The sequence below is a fragment of the Streptomyces sp. NPDC056231 genome, from assembly GCF_048270745.1.
In the GTDB taxonomy this organism is placed as follows: domain Bacteria; phylum Actinomycetota; class Actinomycetes; order Streptomycetales; family Streptomycetaceae; genus Streptomyces.
In genome coordinates, this window is sequence record NZ_JBLVKW010000010.1 from 158,911 (window position 1) to 176,486 (window position 17,576).

General features: G+C 66.1%; 30 protein-coding genes. 29 read left to right on the top strand and 1 reads right to left on the bottom strand.

Features of this window, described 5'->3' with window-relative positions; translation table 11 throughout:
- On the bottom strand, positions 1–1,653 hold the full coding sequence (locus ACNPQM_RS11685; protein WP_418083936.1) for an RNA ligase family protein: 1,653 nt from the start codon (positions 1,651–1,653) through the stop codon (positions 1–3).
- 537 nt (positions 1,654–2,190) lie between these two features.
- Between ACNPQM_RS11685 and rpsJ the strand changes: the two genes are divergently transcribed.
- The 29 genes from rpsJ (at position 2,191) to rpsD (ending at position 17,380) form a co-directional block, all read left to right on the top strand.
- Positions 2,191–2,499, top strand: coding sequence for a 30S ribosomal protein S10 (gene rpsJ, locus ACNPQM_RS11690; protein ID WP_003948644.1), 309 nt, complete (start codon positions 2,191–2,193; stop codon positions 2,497–2,499).
- 13 nt (positions 2,500–2,512) lie between these two features.
- Positions 2,513–3,157, top strand: a complete 645-nt coding sequence (rplC, locus tag ACNPQM_RS11695) for a 50S ribosomal protein L3 (protein ID WP_030914132.1) — start codon at positions 2,513–2,515, stop codon at positions 3,155–3,157.
- Between the two features lie 4 nt (positions 3,158–3,161).
- On the top strand, positions 3,162–3,812 hold the full coding sequence (rplD, locus tag ACNPQM_RS11700; RefSeq protein WP_358856903.1) for a 50S ribosomal protein L4: 651 nt from the start codon (positions 3,162–3,164) through the stop codon (positions 3,810–3,812).
- The gene (gene rplW / locus ACNPQM_RS11705; RefSeq protein WP_037688005.1) at positions 3,812–4,135 is read left to right on the top strand and encodes a 50S ribosomal protein L23; all 324 of its coding nucleotides are present in this window, start codon (positions 3,812–3,814) and stop codon (positions 4,133–4,135) included. Before rplD ends, rplW begins: the two co-directional genes overlap by 1 nt.
- A 39-nt stretch (positions 4,136–4,174) precedes the next feature.
- Complete coding sequence (gene rplB / locus ACNPQM_RS11710; protein WP_266982598.1) at positions 4,175–5,011, top strand: 50S ribosomal protein L2; 837 nt, start codon at positions 4,175–4,177, stop codon at positions 5,009–5,011.
- A 12-nt stretch (positions 5,012–5,023) separates the two neighbouring features.
- Complete coding sequence (rpsS, locus tag ACNPQM_RS11715) at positions 5,024–5,305, top strand: 30S ribosomal protein S19 (RefSeq protein WP_003966956.1); 282 nt, start codon at positions 5,024–5,026, stop codon at positions 5,303–5,305.
- 42 nt (positions 5,306–5,347) lie between these two features.
- Entirely contained in the window at positions 5,348–5,695 is a 348-nt protein-coding gene (rplV, locus tag ACNPQM_RS11720; RefSeq protein WP_004571827.1) for a 50S ribosomal protein L22, read from the top strand.
- The gene (gene rpsC / locus ACNPQM_RS11725; RefSeq protein WP_037688007.1) at positions 5,695–6,531 is read left to right on the top strand and encodes a 30S ribosomal protein S3; all 837 of its coding nucleotides are present in this window, start codon (positions 5,695–5,697) and stop codon (positions 6,529–6,531) included. The genes rplV and rpsC overlap by 1 nt, the downstream gene beginning before the upstream one ends.
- Before the next feature lie 5 nt (positions 6,532–6,536).
- Positions 6,537–6,956 (top strand): 50S ribosomal protein L16, encoded by a 420-nt coding sequence (rplP, locus tag ACNPQM_RS11730; protein WP_072485538.1) that lies wholly within the window; start codon positions 6,537–6,539, stop codon positions 6,954–6,956.
- A complete protein-coding gene (gene rpmC, locus ACNPQM_RS11735; RefSeq protein WP_014047786.1) occupies positions 6,956–7,180 on the top strand; it encodes a 50S ribosomal protein L29 in 225 nt (74 codons plus the stop codon). The genes rplP and rpmC overlap by 1 nt, the downstream gene beginning before the upstream one ends.
- A complete protein-coding gene (rpsQ, locus tag ACNPQM_RS11740) occupies positions 7,180–7,464 on the top strand; it encodes a 30S ribosomal protein S17 (RefSeq protein ID WP_030977953.1) in 285 nt (94 codons plus the stop codon). The genes rpmC and rpsQ overlap by 1 nt, the downstream gene beginning before the upstream one ends.
- A 106-nt stretch (positions 7,465–7,570) precedes the next feature.
- Positions 7,571–7,939, top strand: coding sequence for a 50S ribosomal protein L14 (rplN, locus tag ACNPQM_RS11745; RefSeq protein ID WP_003966950.1), 369 nt, complete (start codon positions 7,571–7,573; stop codon positions 7,937–7,939).
- 2 nt (positions 7,940–7,941) lie between these two features.
- Positions 7,942–8,265 (top strand): 50S ribosomal protein L24, encoded by a 324-nt coding sequence (rplX, locus tag ACNPQM_RS11750; protein ID WP_073786786.1) that lies wholly within the window; start codon positions 7,942–7,944, stop codon positions 8,263–8,265.
- Positions 8,265–8,822, top strand: a complete 558-nt coding sequence (gene rplE / locus ACNPQM_RS11755) for a 50S ribosomal protein L5 (RefSeq protein WP_037688009.1) — start codon at positions 8,265–8,267, stop codon at positions 8,820–8,822. The genes rplX and rplE overlap by 1 nt, the downstream gene beginning before the upstream one ends.
- A gap of 2 nt (positions 8,823–8,824) precedes the next feature.
- Positions 8,825–9,010: a type Z 30S ribosomal protein S14 gene (locus ACNPQM_RS11760; RefSeq protein ID WP_003948630.1), complete on the top strand. Its 186-nt coding sequence runs from the start codon at positions 8,825–8,827 to the stop codon at positions 9,008–9,010.
- Between the two features lie 224 nt (positions 9,011–9,234).
- Positions 9,235–9,633 (top strand): 30S ribosomal protein S8, encoded by a 399-nt coding sequence (gene rpsH, locus ACNPQM_RS11765; protein WP_005313538.1) that lies wholly within the window; start codon positions 9,235–9,237, stop codon positions 9,631–9,633.
- A gap of 21 nt (positions 9,634–9,654) precedes the next feature.
- Positions 9,655–10,194, top strand: coding sequence for a 50S ribosomal protein L6 (gene rplF / locus ACNPQM_RS11770; RefSeq protein WP_093897252.1), 540 nt, complete (start codon positions 9,655–9,657; stop codon positions 10,192–10,194).
- A 2-nt stretch (positions 10,195–10,196) separates the two neighbouring features.
- Positions 10,197–10,580, top strand: coding sequence for a 50S ribosomal protein L18 (gene rplR, locus ACNPQM_RS11775; protein WP_030914149.1), 384 nt, complete (start codon positions 10,197–10,199; stop codon positions 10,578–10,580).
- Positions 10,581–10,627: 47 nt separating this feature from the next.
- On the top strand, positions 10,628–11,233 hold the full coding sequence (rpsE, locus tag ACNPQM_RS11780) for a 30S ribosomal protein S5 (protein ID WP_030914151.1): 606 nt from the start codon (positions 10,628–10,630) through the stop codon (positions 11,231–11,233).
- Complete coding sequence (rpmD, locus tag ACNPQM_RS11785) at positions 11,233–11,415, top strand: 50S ribosomal protein L30 (protein WP_358856904.1); 183 nt, start codon at positions 11,233–11,235, stop codon at positions 11,413–11,415. The genes rpsE and rpmD overlap by 1 nt, the downstream gene beginning before the upstream one ends.
- Position 11,416: 1 nt before the next feature.
- Positions 11,417–11,872: a 50S ribosomal protein L15 gene (gene rplO, locus ACNPQM_RS11790; protein ID WP_037688017.1), complete on the top strand. Its 456-nt coding sequence runs from the start codon at positions 11,417–11,419 to the stop codon at positions 11,870–11,872.
- A 223-nt stretch (positions 11,873–12,095) separates the two neighbouring features.
- Positions 12,096–13,415, top strand: coding sequence for a preprotein translocase subunit SecY (gene secY, locus ACNPQM_RS11795; protein WP_358856905.1), 1,320 nt, complete (start codon positions 12,096–12,098; stop codon positions 13,413–13,415).
- Complete coding sequence (locus ACNPQM_RS11800; RefSeq protein ID WP_358856906.1) at positions 13,415–14,074, top strand: adenylate kinase; 660 nt, start codon at positions 13,415–13,417, stop codon at positions 14,072–14,074. Before secY ends, ACNPQM_RS11800 begins: the two co-directional genes overlap by 1 nt.
- A gap of 123 nt (positions 14,075–14,197) precedes the next feature.
- A complete protein-coding gene (map, locus tag ACNPQM_RS11805) occupies positions 14,198–15,034 on the top strand; it encodes a type I methionyl aminopeptidase (RefSeq protein ID WP_358856907.1) in 837 nt (278 codons plus the stop codon).
- Positions 15,035–15,239: 205 nt separating this feature from the next.
- The gene (gene infA / locus ACNPQM_RS11810; RefSeq protein ID WP_003956442.1) at positions 15,240–15,461 is read left to right on the top strand and encodes a translation initiation factor IF-1; all 222 of its coding nucleotides are present in this window, start codon (positions 15,240–15,242) and stop codon (positions 15,459–15,461) included.
- Positions 15,462–15,521: 60 nt separating this feature from the next.
- On the top strand, positions 15,522–15,635 hold the full coding sequence (gene rpmJ, locus ACNPQM_RS11815; protein WP_003956441.1) for a 50S ribosomal protein L36: 114 nt from the start codon (positions 15,522–15,524) through the stop codon (positions 15,633–15,635).
- Positions 15,636–15,833: 198 nt separating this feature from the next.
- Positions 15,834–16,214, top strand: coding sequence for a 30S ribosomal protein S13 (gene rpsM / locus ACNPQM_RS11820; protein ID WP_018519286.1), 381 nt, complete (start codon positions 15,834–15,836; stop codon positions 16,212–16,214).
- 105 nt (positions 16,215–16,319) lie between these two features.
- Positions 16,320–16,724, top strand: coding sequence for a 30S ribosomal protein S11 (gene rpsK, locus ACNPQM_RS11825; protein ID WP_003956432.1), 405 nt, complete (start codon positions 16,320–16,322; stop codon positions 16,722–16,724).
- Between the two features lie 29 nt (positions 16,725–16,753).
- Positions 16,754–17,380, top strand: a complete 627-nt coding sequence (gene rpsD, locus ACNPQM_RS11830) for a 30S ribosomal protein S4 (RefSeq protein ID WP_358856908.1) — start codon at positions 16,754–16,756, stop codon at positions 17,378–17,380.
- Positions 17,381–17,576: the final 196 nt, after the last annotated feature.

A 17,576-nucleotide genomic window follows, 5' to 3' on the forward strand; every position in this document is an offset into this window, starting at 1 on the left:
CTACGCCTCCTCCTCGATGGTCCCACTCGCCCCGATGTACCAGGTGCGGTGCGCCTGGCCCGGGTACGGCGGGCCGAAGCGGTGCAGCTGGGCGGCGAGGACGCGGGTCGGTACCGGGTGCTCGCGTGCGGCGTTGCGCCGGGTCAGCTCGTCCTCGTCGACGAGCACCACGGTGTGGGTGACGAGTGCGTCCCGGCGCCGGGCGACGGAGTGCACCAGGGAACGCTGCTGCTGATTGAGTGAGGTCGCGTCCCACACCACGGTCCCGCCGGAGGCCAGCGCGGCGTCCAGCCGGTCGAGTCCGGTGCGCAGGATGTCCGCGTTGGCCTTCTGGTCGGCGCGGGAGCCGCGGGCCTCGCGCAGGTCGTCGAGGGAGACGAGGGCGTCCACCCCGGCCAGCTCCCGGGCGAACGTGCTCTTTCCGCTGCCCGACGGGCCGACCATCTGGATCAGCTTCGGGAAGGCGCCCGACCGCCACCGCCAGGTGGCCGCGACCGCTTCCCCGGCGGTGCGGATCCGTCCGAGCGCGTACGCCTCACGCGCCTCGGCCAGGCAGCGGGCCGAGGCGTCGGTGTCCAGCCCGGCGAACACCTCCCGCAGCCCCGCGAGCGGTCCGGCGTCCTGGGCGTGCAGCGCGGACCACTCCACCTGCTCGCGTGCCTCGTGGTCCCGGGCGGTCGCGCGCGCGACGGCATGGAGGACGCCCAGGTCGGCGGCGTACGACAGGCGCACCAGGCCGGCGCGCCGCTCCTCGTCCGGGTAGGGCCGGTGCAGGGCCGGATGCAGCCCGACGAGGTCGGCGACGCGCCTGGCCAACGGCATGCCCAGCGTCGGGGCGAGCGTCGGCGCGAGCCACGACCGCCGACTGCCGTGCAGCAGCGCGGCCAGTACGCCGGAGAGCCGGACGTCCCCCGACTGCCCGACGGCCTCCAGCCGCCCGAGGGCCTCCGCGTCCCCGCCGGGCACACCCAGCGCGGCGGCCAGAGCCTGCGCGTCGGCGGCGGCGCCCGCGCGCACCGCCCACAGTGGCGCGTGCCGGCCCAGACCGTTCTGGACGACGGCCGCGTGCATCCAGTGCGTACCGGTGCGTACGTGGTTGGGCCTGACCCACTTCGCGACCCGCCGCCCGAAGTCGTCGTCGGTGAATCCTTCGACGGTCCGGACGACGTATCCCTCCTGGCGGTCCTGGTCGACCCTGAGCGCCCGCAGCGCCCGCTCGTCGAACGTGCCCCGCCACAGCACCCTGGGCACGGGGATGCCGAGTGCGCGCAGACAGCTCACGGTCTCGTCCCAGCCGAGGCAGCGCCCGTCCGCCTCCCACACGGAGAAGCCGTAGAAGTAGCTGTCCAGGTCCTCGTACGCGATCGAGTGCCGGGCGTACATGTTCTCGCCGCACACCCGCCGGCCCGCGGGGATCGCGTGGCCGATCCGCCCCTGCAGGGCCTTGACCCAGGTCCTGGACGGGTGAGGCGCCGAATCCGGCGAACGTGCGTGCAGACCGTCGGCGTACAGGGTGGTGTTCTCGCCGTCGAGCTTCTCGGTGACGACGACCTCGCGGCCACGGAACCCGGACAGGCCGGTCACCCGTACATCGTCCGTGGTCGCCCCTGGAGACCACGGCAGATGCGGTGTGCGTGGATAGGGCGTACGCATGACGGTCGAGGCCCCCGTGTCGATGACGTGGTCAGCGTAGGAGGGCGGGGGAGCGGCGTTCCAGCGGATATTCCCCCTGCGCATCTTCCGGCGTCCGGACGCCGCGTCGCAGGGCGTCGGGTGAGGCACGGTTTGACACGCAACACCCGCGGGGTAATCTCTTCGGCCGGATTGGCCAGGCTCCCGCCGCGTATGGCACACTGACCAGGTTGCTCGGTTGAGTGTCAATGCTGCGCGCCTCCCGCCGGGAGGACCGGAAGCGAGTCCCACAGTACTCGTCGGCCCCATGTGGGCCGGACGTACGGGAATCTTTCGGGAAGCGTAAGTGGGGCGCCGACCAGGCACCCGGCGGGTGTTCCACCCCCGACGCTCTTAATTGAGCACAGCGCGGTCCACGGCCCGCACCCCCTTGGTTGGGAAATCCTTCGGGAGATCTGCGTAGAGGGGATGCGACACGCCCGACCGCGTGGGTCGGAGGAGGAGTCACGAGAACCCCCGGGTTCCAGAGCGTTACGAGAGACAGGACTACTAGTAGCCATGGCGGGACAGAAGATCCGCATCCGGCTCAAGGCCTACGACCACGAGGTCATCGACTCCTCGGCGAAGAAGATCGTCGAGACGGTGACCCGCACTGGTGCGTCGGTCGCGGGCCCGGTGCCGCTGCCCACTGAGAAGAACGTGTACTGCGTCATCAAGTCGCCGCACAAGTACAAGGACTCGCGCGAGCACTTCGAGATGCGCACGCACAAGCGCCTCATCGACATCCTCGACCCCACGCCGAAGACGGTTGACTCGCTGATGCGTCTCGACCTGCCGGCCGGCGTCGACATCGAGATCAAGCTCTGAGGTGACGCGCGAGATGGCTAAGAACATTAAGGGCGTCCTGGGCGAGAAGCTCGGCATGACCCAGGTCTGGGACGAGAACAACCGGGTCGTCCCGGTGACCGTCGTCAAGGCCGGGCCCTGCGTCGTCACCCAGGTCCGCACCAACGACAGCGACGGTTACGAGTCGGTCCAGATCGCCTTCGGCGAGATCGACCCGCGCAAGGTGAACAAGCCCCTCAAGGGTCACTTCGCCAAGGCCGACGTCACCCCGCGCCGCCACCTGGTGGAGCTCCGCACCCCTGACGCCAGCGAGTACACGCTGGGCCAGGAGGTCACTGCCGCAGTGTTCGAGTCCGGCGTCAAGGTTGACGTCACGGGCAAGAGCAAGGGCAAGGGCTTCGCCGGTGTGATGAAGCGTCACAACTTCAAGGGTGGCAAGGCGTCCCACGGTGCCCACCGTGTGCACCGTATGCCCGGCTCCATCGGTGGCTGCGCCACCCCCGGCCGTGTCTTCAAGGGCATGCGCATGGCGGGTCGCATGGGCAACGAGCGTGTCACCACCCAGAACCTGACCATCCACGCGGTTGACGCGGAGAAGGGTCTGCTCCTCATCAAGGGCGCAGTCCCCGGCCCGAACGGCGGCCTCGTCCTGGTCCGTACCGCGGCCAAGGGAGCTTGAGGTTATGAGCACCATTGACATCCTTTCGCCGGCAGGCGACAAGGCCGGTACCGTCGAGCTCCCCGCGGAGATCTTCGACGCGAAGACCAGCGTTCCGCTGATCCACCAGGTCGTTGTCGCTCAGCTGGCTGCTGCCCGGCAGGGCACGCACAAGACCAAGCGTCGCGGCGAAGTCCGTGGTGGTGGCCGCAAGCCGTACCGCCAGAAGGGCACCGGCCGCGCCCGCCAGGGTTCGACCCGCGCACCGCAGTTCGTCGGCGGTGGCGTCGTCCACGGTCCGCAGCCGCGTGACTACTCGCAGCGCACCCCGAAGAAGATGAAGGCCGCCGCCCTGCGCGGTGCCCTCTCCGACCGGGCACGCCACTCCCGTATCCACGTCGTCACCGGCGTGGTCGACGGTGCAGTCTCCACGAAGGCCGCGAAGACGCTGCTCGGCAAGATCTCGGAGCGCAAGAACCTGCTCCTGGTCGTCGACCGCGCCGACGAGGCCGCGTGGCTGTCCGCCCGCAACCTGCCCCAGGTGCACATCCTGGAGCCGGGCCAGCTCAACACGTACGACGTGATCGTCTCTGACGACGTGGTCTTCACTCAGGCCGCTTTCGAGTCCTTCGTGTCTGGCCCCAAGGCCGATGAGACCGAAGGGAGCGACGCCTGATGAGCGAGGCGACCGTAACCAGCAAGACCTTCACGGACCCGCGCGACGTTCTCGTCAAGCCGGTCGTTTCCGAGAAGAGCTACGCGCTGCTCGACGAGAACAAGTACACGTTCATCGTCGCGCCCGGCTCCAACAAGACCCAGATCAAGCAGGCCGTGGAAGCGGTCTTCTCGGTCAAGGTCACCGGGGTCAACACGATCAACCGGCAGGGTAAGCGCAAGCGCACCAAGACCGGTTTCGGCAAGCGCGCTGACACCAAGCGCGCCATCGTGACCCTCGCCGAGGGCGACCGTATCGACATCTTCGGCGGCCCGACCTCCTGACGGAGGTCGAGTCGTCCGGAATCGGACGAGGACTGAGAAATGGGTATCCGCAAGTACAAGCCGACGACCCCGGGCCGTCGTGGCTCCAGCGTCGCCGACTTTGTCGAGATCACGCGGTCCACGCCGGAGAAGTCGCTGGTCCGCCCCCTGCACAGCAAGGGCGGCCGTAACAACGCCGGTCGTGTGACCGTTCGCCACCAGGGCGGTGGCCACAAGCGCGCCTACCGAGTGATCGACTTCCGTCGTCACGACAAGGACGGCGTGCCGGCCAAGGTCGCGCACATCGAGTACGACCCCAACCGCACCGCGCGCATCGCGCTCCTGCACTACGCGGACGGCGAGAAGCGCTACATCATCGCGCCGCGTGGACTGACGCAGGGCGACCGGGTCGAGAACGGCCCGACGGCCGACATCAAGCCCGGTAACAACCTGGCGCTGCGCAACATCCCGGTCGGTACGACCATCCACGCCATCGAGCTGCGGCCCGGCGGCGGCGCGAAGTTCGCCCGTTCCGCGGGTGCCTCCGTGCAGCTGCTGGCGAAGGAGGGCACCATGGCCCACCTTCGTATGCCGTCGGGTGAGATCCGCCTGGTCGACGCCCGCTGCCGCGCCACGATCGGCGAGGTCGGCAACGCCGAGCAGTCGAACATCAACTGGGGCAAGGCCGGCCGTATGCGCTGGAAGGGCGTTCGCCCGACCGTCCGCGGTGTCGCGATGAACCCGGTTGACCACCCGCACGGTGGTGGTGAGGGCAAGACCTCCGGTGGTCGCCACCCGGTCTCGCCGTGGGGTCAGAAGGAGGGTCGTACTCGCTCGCCGAAGAAGGCATCGAGCAAGTACATCGTCCGCCGCCGCAAGACGAACAAGAAGCGCTAGGAGCGGGTTTAGATGCCGCGCAGTCTCAAGAAGGGGCCCTTCGTCGACGGCCACCTCATCAAGAAGGTGGACGTACAGAACGAGGCAGGCACCAAGAACGTCATCAAGACCTGGTCCCGTCGCTCGATGATCGTCCCGGCCATGCTGGGTCACACCATCGCGGTGCACAACGGCAAGATCCACGTCCCGGTGTTCGTCACCGAGTCGATGGTCGGCCACAAGCTCGGCGAGTTCTCGCCGACTCGCACCTTCCGCGGCCACGTCAAGGACGACCGGAAGTCGAAGCGCCGCTAACCGCGGAGTGGAACGACTATGACTTACACCGAAGGGACAACCATGGAAGCCAGGGCCCAGGCGCGGTACATCCGCGTCACGCCCATGAAGGCCCGCCGCGTGGTGGACCTCATCCGTGGCATGGATGCCACGGAGGCTCAGGCGGTCCTGCGTTTCGCCCCGCAGGCCGCGAGCGTGCCGGTTGGCAAGGTGCTGGACAGCGCCATTGCCAACGCTGCACACAACTACGACCACACCGACGCCTCTTCGCTGGTCATCAGCGAGGCGTACGTGGACGAGGGCCCGACCCTGAAGCGGTTCCGTCCGCGTGCTCAGGGCCGTGCCTACCGGATCCGTAAGCGGACCAGCCACATCACCGTGGTCGTCAGCAGCAAGGAAGGAACCCGGTAATGGGCCAGAAGGTAAACCCGCACGGGTTCCGACTCGGCATTACCACGGACTTCAAGTCCCGTTGGTACGCCGACAAGCTGTACAAGGACTACGTCAAGGAAGACGTCGCCATTCGTCGCATGATGACGAAGGGCATGGAGCGGGCCGGTATCTCGAAGGTTGAGATCGAGCGCACCCGCGACCGCGTCCGCGTTGACATCCACACCGCCCGCCCGGGCATCGTCATCGGTCGCCGTGGCGCCGAGGCCGACCGCATCCGTGGCGAGCTGGAGAAGCTGACCGGCAAGCAGGTCCAGCTGAACATCCTCGAGGTCAAGAACCCCGAGGTGGACGCTCAGCTGGTGGCCCAGGCCGTCGCCGAGCAGCTCTCCTCCCGCGTCTCCTTCCGTCGTGCGATGCGCAAGAGCATGCAGAGCTCGATGAAGGCCGGCGCCAAGGGCATCAAGATCCAGTGCGGTGGCCGCCTCGGCGGCGCCGAGATGTCCCGCTCGGAGTTCTACCGCGAGGGCCGCGTGCCCCTGCACACGCTCCGTGCGAACGTCGACTACGGCTTCTTCGAGGCCAAGACGACCTTCGGCCGCATCGGCGTGAAGGTCTGGATCTACAAGGGCGACGTCAAGAACATCGCCGAGGTCCGCGCCGAGAACGCTGCTGCCCGCGCAGGCAACCGCCCGGCCCGTGGCGGCGCTGACCGCCCGGCCGGCCGCGGTGGCCGCGGTGGCGAGCGTGGCGGTCGCGGCCGTAAGCCGCAGCAGTCCGCGCCGGCAGCCGAGGCCCCCAAGGCCGACGCTCCCGCCGCCGCTGCTCCGGCTGAGAGCACCGGAACGGAGGCCTGACCGAAATGCTGATCCCCCGTAGGGTCAAGCACCGCAAGCAGCACCACCCGAAGCGCAGCGGTATGTCCAAGGGTGGCACGCAGGTTGCGTTCGGCGAGTACGGCATCCAGGCGCTGACCCCGGCGTACGTGACGAACCGCCAGATCGAGGCAGCTCGTATCGCGATGACCCGCCACATCAAGCGTGGCGGCAAGGTCTGGATCAACATCTACCCGGACCGTCCCCTGACGAAGAAGCCCGCCGAGACCCGCATGGGTTCCGGTAAGGGTTCTCCCGAGTGGTGGATCGCGAACGTCAAGCCGGGTCGGGTGATGTTCGAGCTGTCCTACCCGAACGAGAAGATTGCTCGTGAGGCGCTCACCCGCGCTGCTCACAAGCTTCCGATGAAGTGCCGCATCGTTCGGCGCGAGGCAGGTGAGGCGTGATGTCGGCCGGAACCAAGGCGTCCGAGCTGCGCGAGCTGGGCAACGAGGAGCTGCTCAACAAGCTCCGCGAGGCCAAGGAAGAGCTGTTCAACCTCCGCTTCCAGGCGGCGACCGGACAGCTCGAGAACCACGGTCGGCTCAAGTCCGTCCGTAAGGACATCGCCCGGATCTACACCCTGATGCGCGAGCGCGAGCTGGGCATCGAGACGGTGGAGAGCGTCTGATGAGCGAGAAGACTGTGACTGAGACGAACACCGACCGCGGTTTCCGCAAGACCCGTGAGGGTCTCGTCGTCAGCGACAAGATGGACAAGACTGTCGTCGTCGCTGTCGAGGACCGCGTCAAGCACGCCCTGTACGGCAAGGTCATCCGCCGTACGAACAAGCTGAAGGCTCACGACGAGCAGAACGCTGCGGGCGTCGGCGACCGTGTCCTCCTCATGGAGACCCGGCCGCTGTCTGCGACGAAGCGCTGGCGCGTCGTCGAGATCCTCGAGAAGGCCAAGTAATTCCTGAGGGGCATTCCCCTCAGGCAAGTTCCGCCAGGCTCGGTGGGGTTCGACCCGTTCAGGGTTCGAACCCCACCGGGAACCGGCAGACGATCAGGAGATAGACGTGATCCAGCAGGAGTCGCGACTTCGCGTCGCCGACAACACGGGTGCGAAGGAAATCCTCACCATCCGTGTTCTCGGTGGTTCGGGTCGCCGCTACGCGGGCATCGGTGACGTCATCGTCGCCACCGTCAAGGACGCGATCCCCGGTGGCAACGTGAAGAAGGGTGACGTCGTCAAGGCCGTCATCGTTCGCACCGTCAAGGAGCGTCGTCGTCAGGATGGCTCGTACATCCGCTTCGACGAGAACGCCGCCGTCATTCTGAAGAACGACGGCGACCCCCGCGGCACCCGTATCTTCGGCCCGGTGGGCCGTGAGCTGCGCGAGAAGAAGTTCATGAAGATCATCTCGCTCGCGCCGGAGGTGCTGTAAGCATGAAGATCAAGAAGGGCGACCTGGTTCAGGTCATCACCGGTAAGGACAAGGGCAAGCAGGGCAAGGTCATCGTGGCCTACCCCGCTCAGGACCGCGTCCTCGTCGAGGGTGTCAACCGGGTCAAGAAGCACACCAAGGCCGGTCAGACGGCTCGCGGTTCGCAGACCGGCGGCATCGTCACCACCGAGGCCCCGATTCACGTCAGCAACGTTCAGCTGGTTGTGGAGAAGGACGGCAAGAAGGTCGTCACCCGCGTCGGCTACCGCTTTGACGACGAGGGCAACAAGATCCGCGTTGCCAAGCGGACCGGTGAGGACATCTGATGACTGCCACCACTGCGCCGCGTCTCAAGACGCGCTACCGCGAGGAAATCGCCGGCAAGCTGCGTGAGGAGTTCTCGTACGAGAACGTCATGCAGATCCCCGGCCTGGTCAAGATCGTGGTCAACATGGGTGTGGGCGACGCCGCCCGCGACTCCAAGCTGATCGATGGCGCCGTGCGCGACCTCACCACGATCACGGGCCAGAAGCCGGCCGTCACCAAGGCCCGCAAGTCCATCGCGCAGTTCAAGCTGCGCGAGGGTCAGCCGATCGGCTGCCACGTCACCCTCCGCGGTGACCGGATGTGGGAGTTCCTGGACCGTACGCTGTCGCTCGCGCTGCCGCGTATCCGTGACTTCCGTGGCCTGTCGCCGAAGCAGTTCGACGGCCGTGGCAACTACACCTTCGGTCTCACGGAGCAGGTCATGTTCCACGAGATCGACCAGGACAAGATCGACCGGGTCCGGGGCATGGACATCACCGTGGTCACCACGGCGACCAATGACGACGAGGGTCGTGCCCTCCTTCGTCACCTCGGCTTCCCGTTCAAGGAGAACTGACCGTGGCGAAGAAGGCTCTGATCGCTAAGGCCGCCCGTAAGCCGAAGTTCGGCGTCCGCGGGTACACCCGCTGCCAGCGCTGCGGCCGGCCCCACTCCGTCTACCGCAAGTTCGGCCTGTGCCGCGTGTGCCTTCGTGAGATGGCTCACCGTGGCGAGCTGCCGGGCGTGACCAAGAGTTCCTGGTAAATCTCCTTCGCCCTTTGGGCGTTGGAACTACCCGGAAGCTCTCGGTAAGCATCTGGTCGGCAGGAGTCCGGCTCTTCATGCCGTAGGCTTGAAGGGTTGGGCGCCTGCCGCCCTGGACCGACTTACTACGCCGTAGGTCCCCGCACCGCACCCGTCCCGCCAATGAGTGGGGAGAGGGATGGCGCATACAGGAAACCCCGGCGAGAGAGGCCGAAGGCCAATTCATGACCATGACTGATCCCATCGCAGACATGCTCACGCGTCTGCGTAACGCGAACTCGGCATACCACGACTCCGTCGTGATGCCGCACAGCAAGATCAAGTCGCACATCGCGGAGATCCTCCAGCAGGAGGGCTTCATCACCGGCTGGAAGGTCGAGGACGCCGAGGTCGGCAAGAACCTCGTCCTCGAGCTGAAGTTCGGCCCGAACCGCGAGCGTTCGATCGCCGGCATCAAGCGCATTTCGAAGCCGGGTCTGCGTGTATACGCAAAGTCCACCAACCTGCCGAAGGTCCTCGGCGGCCTGGGCGTGGCGATCATCTCCACGTCCCACGGTCTCCTGACCGGCCAGCAGGCTCAGAAGAAGGGCGTAGGTGGGGAAGTCCTCGCCTACGTCTGGTAGTCGGGAACGGAGGAATAGCTCATGTCGCGAATCGGCAAGCTCCCCATCCAGGTTCCCGCCGGTGTGGACGTCACCATCGATGGCCGCACGGTCGCGGTGAAGGGCCCCAAGGGCACCCTCACCCACACCGTCGCGTCGCCGATCGAGGTCACCAAGGGTGAGGACGGCGTCCTGAACGTCGTCCGCCCGAACGACGAGCGTCAGAACAAGGCCCTTCACGGCCTGTCCCGCACGCTGGTGGCGAACATGATCACCGGTGTGACCCAGGGATACACCAAGGCGCTCGAGATCAGTGGTGTCGGTTACCGCGTCCAGGCGAAGGGCTCCAACCTGGAGTTCGCCCTGGGCTACAGCCACCCGATCCTGATCGAGGCCCCGGAGGGCATCACCTTCAAGGTGGAGTCCCCCACGAAGTTCTCCGTCGAGGGCATCGACAAGCAGAAGGTCGGCGAGACCGCGGCCAAGATCCGCAAGCTGCGGAAGCCTGACCCGTACAAGGCCAAGGGCGTCAAGTACGCCGGCGAGGTCATCCGCCGCAAGGTCGGAAAGGCTGGTAAGTAGCCATGGCATACGGCGTGAAGATCGCCAAGGGCGACGCCTACAAGCGTGCCGCCCTCAAGCGTCGCCACATCCGCGTCCGCAAGCACATCTCCGGTTCGCCGGAGCGTCCCCGCTTGGTCGTGACGCGTTCCAACCGCCACATGGTCGCTCAGGTCATCGACGACATCGCGGGCCACACGCTCGCGTCGGCGTCGACCCTGGACGTGTCCATCCGTGGTGGCGAGGGTGACAAGAGCGCCCAGGCCAAGCAGGTCGGCGCCCTGGTCGCTGAGCGTGCCAAGGCCGCAGGCGTCGAGGCCGTCGTGTTTGACCGCGGTGGTAACCAGTACGCCGGGCGGATTGCCGCTCTGGCTGACGCCGCCCGTGAAGCCGGGCTGAAGTTCTAAGCCCCGGTTCCTACGCACAGCGGACGTAACAGAGAGAGGTAAATCCAATGGCTGGACCCCAGCGCCGCGGAAGCGGTGCCGGTGGCGGCGAGCGGCGGGACCGGAAGGGCCGTGACGGCGGCGCAGCTGCCGCCGAGAAGACCGCGTACGTTGAGCGCGTTGTCGCGATCAACCGCGTCGCCAAGGTTGTGAAGGGTGGTCGTCGCTTCAGCTTCACCGCGCTGGTCGTGGTGGGCGATGGTGACGGCACCGTCGGTGTCGGTTACGGCAAGGCCAAGGAAGTTCCCGCGGCCATTGCCAAGGGCGTGGAAGAAGCCAAGAAGAACTTCTTCAAGGTTCCGCGTATCCAGGGCACCATTCCTCACCCGATCCAGGGCGAGAAGGCTGCGGGCGTCGTCCTGCTGAAGCCTGCTTCCCCCGGTACCGGTGTTATCGCCGGTGGCCCGGTGCGCGCCGTTCTGGAGTGCGCCGGCGTTCACGACATCCTGTCGAAGTCGCTCGGCTCCGACAACGCGATCAACATCGTGCACGCGACCGTGGCGGCCCTCAAGGGCCTGCAGCGTCCCGAGGAGATCGCGGCTCGCCGTGGTCTGCCGCTCGAGGACGTCGCCCCCGCGGCTCTGCTTCGTGCACGTGCGGGAGCGGGTGCGTAATGGCTCGCCTCAAGATCACGCAGACGAAGTCGTACATCGGCAGCAAGCAGAACCACCGCGACACCCTGCGTTCGCTCGGGCTCAAGCGCCTGAACGACGTGGTTGTCAAGGAGGACCGTCCCGAGTTCCGCGGCATGGCTCACGCCGTCCGCCACCTCGTGACGGTTGAGGAGGTCGACTGACATGGCGGAGAACAACCCGCTGAAGGCCCACGACCTCCGGCCTGCCCCGGGCGCCAAGACCGCCAAGACCCGTGTGGGTCGTGGTGAGGCGTCCAAGGGTAAGACCGCTGGTCGTGGCACCAAGGGCACGAAGGCCCGCTACCAGGTTCCGGAGCGCTTCGAGGGTGGGCAGATGCCCCTCCACATGCGTCTCCCGAAGCTCAAGGGCTTCAAGAACCCGTTCCGCACCGAGTACCAGGTCGTGAACCTGGACAAGCTCGCGACGCTCTACCCCGAGGGTGGAGAGGTCACCGTGGCCGACCTGGTCGCCAAGGGTGCGGTGCGCAACAACCACCTCGTCAAGGTCCTCGGACAGGGCGAGATCTCCGTGGCGCTGCAGGTTTCGGTTGACGCCGTCTCCGGCTCCGCCAAGGAGAAGATTGCCGCCGCCGGCGGCACCGTCACTGAGCTCGTCTGAGACAACTCGGACAACTCGATGGCTTGAACATCCGACCGGGGATGCCTCTTATTTGGGGCATCCCCGGTTGGTCGTTCCTAGGTGGGCATGGTCGCCGGTAAGGTGGCGTGCGTTGTTGCTGTGGTAACCCCTGGGCGCATGCCCAGGAATCTTTGACTCTTTCGTATTTGTCGATCCTCAAGACCGTCACCTCTCGCTCTGCGCGGGGGTCGCAGGAGGCACCGTGCTCACCGCGTTCGCCCGGGCGTTCAAGACGCCCGACCTGCGCAAGAAGCTGCTCTTCACGCTCGGCATCATCGTGCTTTACCGGCTCGGGGCACACATCCCGGTACCGGGAGTGAGCTACGAGAACGTCCAGACCTGTGTTGACCAGGCAAGCAAGGGCAACAACAGCCTCTTCGGCCTGGTGAACATGTTCAGCGGTGGTGCACTGCTGCAGATCACGATCTTCGCGCTCGGCATCATGCCGTACATCACGGCCAGCATCATCCTTCAGCTGCTGACCGTGGTCATTCCCCGACTCGAGGCGCTCAAGAAGGAGGGGCAGTCCGGCCAGGCCAAGATCACGCAGTACACGCGTTATCTGACCGTCGCGCTCGCCATCCTCCAGGGCACCGGCCTGGTGGCCACCGCCACCAGCGGCGCGCTGTTCAGCGGCTGCCCGGTCGCCGACCAGATCGTCCCGAACCACTCCATCTTCACGACCGTCGTCATGGTGATCACCATGACCGCGGGCACCGCTGCCGTCATGTGGCTCGGTGAGCTCATCACCGACCGCGGCATCGGCAACGGCATGTCGATCCTGATGTTCATCTCGATCGCTGCCAGCTTCCCGGGCTCCCTGTGGGCCATCAAGCAGAGCGGCAAGCTGGCGGACGGCTGGATCGAGTTCGGCACCGTCATCCTGGTCGGCTTCGTCATGGTGGCCCTCGTGGTCTTCGTCGAGCAGGCCCAGCGCCGTATCCCGGTTCAGTACGCGAAGCGCATGATCGGCCGCAGGTCGTACGGCGGTACGTCCACGTACATCCCGCTGAAGGTGAATCAGGCGGGTGTGATTCCCGTCATCTTCGCTTCTTCGCTGCTCTACATCCCGGCCCTGATCGTCCAGTTCTCCAACTCCACTGCGGGCTGGGCCACATGGATCAAGGACAACTTCGTCAAGGGCGACCACCCGTACTACATCACGGCGTACTTCCTGTTGATCGTCTTCTTCGCCTTCTTCTATGTGGCGATTTCGTTCAACCCCGAGGAAGTCGCCGACAACATGAAGAAGTATGGTGGGTTCATCCCGGGTATCCGGGCTGGTCGACCTACCGCCGAGTACCTGAGCTACGTGCTCAACAGGATCACTTGGCCGGGCTCGCTGTACCTGGGTCTGATCGCTCTCGTGCCGACGATGGCGTTGGCAGGCTTCGGCGGCGCTAACCAGAACTTCCCGTTCGGCGGGACGAGCATCCTCATCATCGTGGGTGTGGGTCTGGAGACCGTGAAGCAGATTGAGAGTCAGCTCCAGCAGCGCAATTACGAAGGGTTCCTCCGCTGATGCGAATCGTCCTCGTCGGGCCGCCCGGTGCCGGCAAGGGAACGCAGGCTGCGTACCTTGCCAAGAACCTGTCGATTCCGCACATCTCCACGGGCGATCTCTTCCGCGCCAACATCAGCCAGGGCACTGACCTTGGCAAGCGGGCCCGCGCCTACATGGACGCGGGGCAGCTGGTGCCGGACGAGGTCACCATTGCGATGGCCAAGGACCGCATGTCCCAGCCGGACGCCGTGAACGGCTTCCTGCTCGACGGCTTCCCGCGCAACGTGGGCCAGGCCGAGGCGCTCGACGAGATGCTCAAGAGCGAGGGCGTGACCCTGGACGCGGTTCTCGACCTGGAGGTCCCCGAGGACGAGGTCGTCAAGCGCATCGCGGGGCGGCGCATCTGCCGCAACGACAGCGCGCACGTCTTCCACGTGACGTACAACCCGCCGAAGACCGAGGGTGTCTGCGACACCTGCGACGGCGAGCTGTACCAGCGCGACGACGACACCGAGGACACGGTCCGGACCCGGCTCGAGGTCTACCACACCCAGACCGAGCCGATCATCGACTACTACCGGGCCCAGGGCCTGGTGGTGACGATCTCGGCGCTCGGCAAGGTCGAGGACGTGACCAAGCGGTCGATGGAAGCCCTCAAGAAGGTCCGCGAGGACTGAGGAACACACGTAATACCTGTACAGACGGCCGCGGCGTCCTTGGGCGCCGCGGCCGACTGTTTGCGCCGTATCGTGGAGTACGCCGCATACCCGTTCCCGTTCGATGCAGAGAGGCGCCGCGCAATGGTGCAGATCAAGACCCCCGAGCAGATCGCGAAGATGCGTGAGGCGGGGCTGGTGGTCGCTGCCATTCATGCCGCCACCCGCGAGGCAGCGGTGCCCGGCGCCACCACTCACGACCTGGACCAGGTCGCACGCAAGGTGATCGCCGATCACGGTGCGAAGTCGAACTTCCTCGGGTACGGCGGGTTCCCCGCGACCATCTGCGCCTCGGTCAACGAGGTCGTCGTGCACGGCATCCCGGACGAGAAGACTGTCCTCAAGGACGGCGACATCATCTCCATCGACGCCGGCGCGATCGTGGACGGCTGGCACGGCGACGCGGCGTACACGGCGTTCGTCGGCACCGGTCATGCTCCGGAGCTCATCGAGCTGTCCCGGGTGACCGAGGAGTCCATGTGGGCCGGGATCGCGGCGATGAAGGTGAACAACCGCCTCGTCGACATCTCGAAGGCGATCGAGTCCTACATTCGCCGCCAGCCGCGTCCGGCCACCGGCAAGTACGGGATCATCGAGGACTACGGCGGCCACGGCATCGGTACCGAGATGCACATGGACCCGCACCTGCTGAACTACGTCGCGCGCAAGCGCGGCAAGGGCATCAAGCTGGTTCCCGGCGTCTGCCTGGCCATCGAGCCGATGGTGTCCCTCGGTACGCCGCGGACCGAGGTGCTCGAGGACAACTGGACGGTCATCACGACCGACGGCACCTGGTCCTCGCACTGGGAGCACTCGATCGCCCTGACCGAGCAGGGGCCCCTGGTCCTGACGGCCCCCGACTGCGGCCGCGCGAAGCTGGCGGAGTACGGGATCCAGGCCGCGCCGGACCCGCTGGGCTGAGCGCCCCACCCGCTGAGAACGCGCCCCTGGGCCGGTCCAAGACCGGCCGGCACACGGGGGTCTAAGGATCTCCTCCAGTGGGCAAACTTGACGGATTCGTCTTTTGGGGTCCGCTGACGTAGACTGACTCGTCGGCTCTTGTGCATCCGTGTGTCCGCATATGGAGCGAAGAGTCGATCAAGGTAGCCGATTCGAAAGGCGAAGCGTGGCCAAGAAGCAAGGTGCCATCGAAATTGAGGGCACCGTGATCGAGTCCCTCCCGAACGCCATGTTCAAGGTGGAACTCCAGAACGGTCACAAGGTCCTCGCGCACATCAGCGGCAAGATGCGGATGCACTACATCCGTATCCTCCCGGATGACCGGGTCGTGGTGGAGCTCTCTCCGTACGACCTGACGCGTGGCCGGATCGTCTACCGATACAAGTAGATCTTGCCCACGCCCTGCTGCGGCGGGGTGATGGCACTGACCCGGAGAACCTGACATCCCATGAAGGTCAAGCCGAGCGTCAAGAAGATCTGCGACAAGTGCAAGGTGATCCGCCGTCACGGCCGGGTCATGGTCATCTGCGACAACCTGCGCCACAAGCAGCGCCAGGGCTGACGCACGACCCCCTGCATCTCGCAGCACTTCGCGCGACGCACGTAATACGTACATACGCAGTGCCCGTCCAAGCTTCGGCTGACGACACCTCCGGCGGGGGCCGGGGACCCGGACGTACCACCGCTTCCCTTCCGGGAGCGGTCGGCGGCCGGGAGTGGTATTGCGGAAGACCCCCGAAATAACAACTGGAGCCATTCAATGGCACGCGTTTCAGGTGTTGACATCCCGCGCGAAAAGCGCGTGGAGGTTGCCCTCACCTACGTCTTCGGTATCGGGCGCACCCGGTCCAAGGAGATCCTCGCCACCACGGGTGTGAACCCGAACACGCGCGTTCGCGACCTGGCCGAAGAGGACCTGGTCAAGATCCGCGAGTACGTGGACGCCAACCTCCGCACCGAGGGTGACCTCCGTCGCGAGATTCAGGCCGACATCCGCCGCAAGGTCGAGATCGGCTGCTACCAGGGTCTGCGCCACCGCCGCGGCCTGCCGGTCCACGGCCAGCGCACCAGCACGAACGCTCGTACCCGCAAGGGTCCGCGTCGCGCGATCGCCGGTAAGAAGAAGCCGGGCAAGAAGTAGTCCTCAGCGGACGCACTGCGGCAGTCCGGAACCCCGGGCCGTTGCAGCATCCAGCGGTCTTCGCTGTAGGACCGATCACCTCCCCTCTCCATCTGGAGTAAAGACATGCCCCCCAAGGGACGTCAGGGCGCAGCCAAGAAGGTGCGTCGCAAGGAAAAGAAGAACGTTGCTCACGGCCACGCGCACATCAAGAGCACGTTCAACAACACGATCGTTTCGATCACGGACCCCTCGGGCAACGTGATCTCCTGGGCCTCTGCCGGCCACGTCGGCTTCAAGGGCTCGCGCAAGTCCACCCCCTTCGCCGCGCAGATGGCCGCCGAGTCGGCCGCCCGCCGCGCGCAGGAGCACGGCATGCGCAAGGTTGACGTTTTCGTCAAGGGTCCCGGCTCCGGCCGCGAGACCGCGATCCGCTCCCTCCAGGCCACCGGCCTCGAGGTCGGTTCGATCCAGGACGTCACCCCCACTCCGCACAACGGATGCCGGCCGCCCAAGCGCCGTCGCGTCTGACGCACTGAAGCAACGGAGACAACTGGAAAATGGCGCGATACACCGGGGCCGACTGCAAGCGTTGCCGTCGGGAGAAGCAGAAGCTGTTCCTTAAGGGCAGCAAGTGCGAGAGCGCGAAGTGCCCGATCGAGATCCGTCCTTACCCCCCGGGTGAGCACGGACGCGGGCGCACCAAGGACAGCGAGTACCTTCTTCAGCTTCGTGAGAAGCAGAAGTGCTCGCGGATCTACGGTGTCCTTGAGAAGCAGTTCGTGAACTACTACAAGGAAGCGAACCAGAAGACCGGCAAGACCGGTGAGAACCTTCTGCGCATCCTTGAGACCCGCCTCGACAACGTGGTCTACCGGGCCGGCTTTGCCAAGTCCCGCGACCATGCGCGTCAGCTGGTGCGTCACGGACACATCGCCGTCAACGGCACGAAGACCGACATTCCGTCGGCCCGCGTCGCCGTGAACGACGTCATCGAGGTCCGCCAGAAGTCCAAGGCCCTGACCCCCTTCCAGGTGGCCCAGGCCGAGGCCGGCGAGCGCACCGTCCCGGCATGGCTCGAAGCCGTGCCGTCGACGCTGCGGATCCTCGTGCACTCCCTGCCCGAGCGCCAGGTGATCGACACCCAGGTGCAGGAGCAGCTGATCGTCGAGCTCTACTCCAAGTAGGAGAGCTCGCGGGTCCGGGCGGTACGGCTCTTTCGGGTCGTGCCGCCCGTACCCTTGTCAGTATCTGGGGGCGTCAAATAGTGGGCGCCCACGACTGAAGGACCACAGCATGCTTATCGCTCAGCGTCCGTCGCTGACCGAAGAGGTCGTCGACGAGTTCCGCTCCCGGTTCGTGATCGAGCCGCTGGAGCCGGGC

Excerpts from the sequence above, each read along its gene's own strand:
- rpsM (WP_018519286.1), top strand. The coding sequence starts at position 15,834 with ATGGCACGCGTTTCAGGTGTTGACATCCCGCGCGAAAAGCGCGTGGAG.
- rplD (WP_358856903.1), top strand. The coding sequence starts at position 3,162 with ATGAGCACCATTGACATCCTTTCGCCGGCAGGCGACAAGGCCGGTACC.
- map (WP_358856907.1), top strand. The coding sequence starts at position 14,198 with ATGGTGCAGATCAAGACCCCCGAGCAGATCGCGAAGATGCGTGAGGCG.
- rplR (WP_030914149.1), top strand. The coding sequence starts at position 10,197 with ATGGCATACGGCGTGAAGATCGCCAAGGGCGACGCCTACAAGCGTGCC.
- ACNPQM_RS11800 (WP_358856906.1), top strand. The coding sequence starts at position 13,415 with ATGCGAATCGTCCTCGTCGGGCCGCCCGGTGCCGGCAAGGGAACGCAG.
- rplO (WP_037688017.1), top strand. The coding sequence starts at position 11,417 with ATGGCGGAGAACAACCCGCTGAAGGCCCACGACCTCCGGCCTGCCCCG.
- rplB (WP_266982598.1), top strand. The coding sequence starts at position 4,175 with ATGGGTATCCGCAAGTACAAGCCGACGACCCCGGGCCGTCGTGGCTCC.
- rpsH (WP_005313538.1), top strand. The coding sequence starts at position 9,235 with ATGACCATGACTGATCCCATCGCAGACATGCTCACGCGTCTGCGTAAC.
- rpsC (WP_037688007.1), top strand. The coding sequence starts at position 5,695 with ATGGGCCAGAAGGTAAACCCGCACGGGTTCCGACTCGGCATTACCACG.
- rpsK (WP_003956432.1), top strand. The coding sequence starts at position 16,320 with ATGCCCCCCAAGGGACGTCAGGGCGCAGCCAAGAAGGTGCGTCGCAAG.
- rpmJ (WP_003956441.1), top strand. The coding sequence starts at position 15,522 with ATGAAGGTCAAGCCGAGCGTCAAGAAGATCTGCGACAAGTGCAAGGTG.
- rplV (WP_004571827.1), top strand. The coding sequence starts at position 5,348 with ATGGAAGCCAGGGCCCAGGCGCGGTACATCCGCGTCACGCCCATGAAG.
- rplX (WP_073786786.1), top strand. The coding sequence starts at position 7,942 with ATGAAGATCAAGAAGGGCGACCTGGTTCAGGTCATCACCGGTAAGGAC.
- rpmC (WP_014047786.1), top strand. The coding sequence starts at position 6,956 with ATGTCGGCCGGAACCAAGGCGTCCGAGCTGCGCGAGCTGGGCAACGAG.
- rplW (WP_037688005.1), top strand. The coding sequence starts at position 3,812 with ATGAGCGAGGCGACCGTAACCAGCAAGACCTTCACGGACCCGCGCGAC.
- ACNPQM_RS11685 (WP_418083936.1), bottom strand. The coding sequence starts at position 1,653 with ATGCGTACGCCCTATCCACGCACACCGCATCTGCCGTGGTCTCCAGGG.
- rpsD (WP_358856908.1), top strand. The coding sequence starts at position 16,754 with ATGGCGCGATACACCGGGGCCGACTGCAAGCGTTGCCGTCGGGAGAAG.
- rplE (WP_037688009.1), top strand. The coding sequence starts at position 8,265 with ATGACTGCCACCACTGCGCCGCGTCTCAAGACGCGCTACCGCGAGGAA.
- rpsE (WP_030914151.1), top strand. The coding sequence starts at position 10,628 with ATGGCTGGACCCCAGCGCCGCGGAAGCGGTGCCGGTGGCGGCGAGCGG.
- rpsQ (WP_030977953.1), top strand. The coding sequence starts at position 7,180 with ATGAGCGAGAAGACTGTGACTGAGACGAACACCGACCGCGGTTTCCGC.
- rpsJ (WP_003948644.1), top strand. The coding sequence starts at position 2,191 with ATGGCGGGACAGAAGATCCGCATCCGGCTCAAGGCCTACGACCACGAG.
- rplF (WP_093897252.1), top strand. The coding sequence starts at position 9,655 with ATGTCGCGAATCGGCAAGCTCCCCATCCAGGTTCCCGCCGGTGTGGAC.
- rplP (WP_072485538.1), top strand. The coding sequence starts at position 6,537 with ATGCTGATCCCCCGTAGGGTCAAGCACCGCAAGCAGCACCACCCGAAG.
- rpmD (WP_358856904.1), top strand. The coding sequence starts at position 11,233 with ATGGCTCGCCTCAAGATCACGCAGACGAAGTCGTACATCGGCAGCAAG.
- rplC (WP_030914132.1), top strand. The coding sequence starts at position 2,513 with ATGGCTAAGAACATTAAGGGCGTCCTGGGCGAGAAGCTCGGCATGACC.
- rpsS (WP_003966956.1), top strand. The coding sequence starts at position 5,024 with ATGCCGCGCAGTCTCAAGAAGGGGCCCTTCGTCGACGGCCACCTCATC.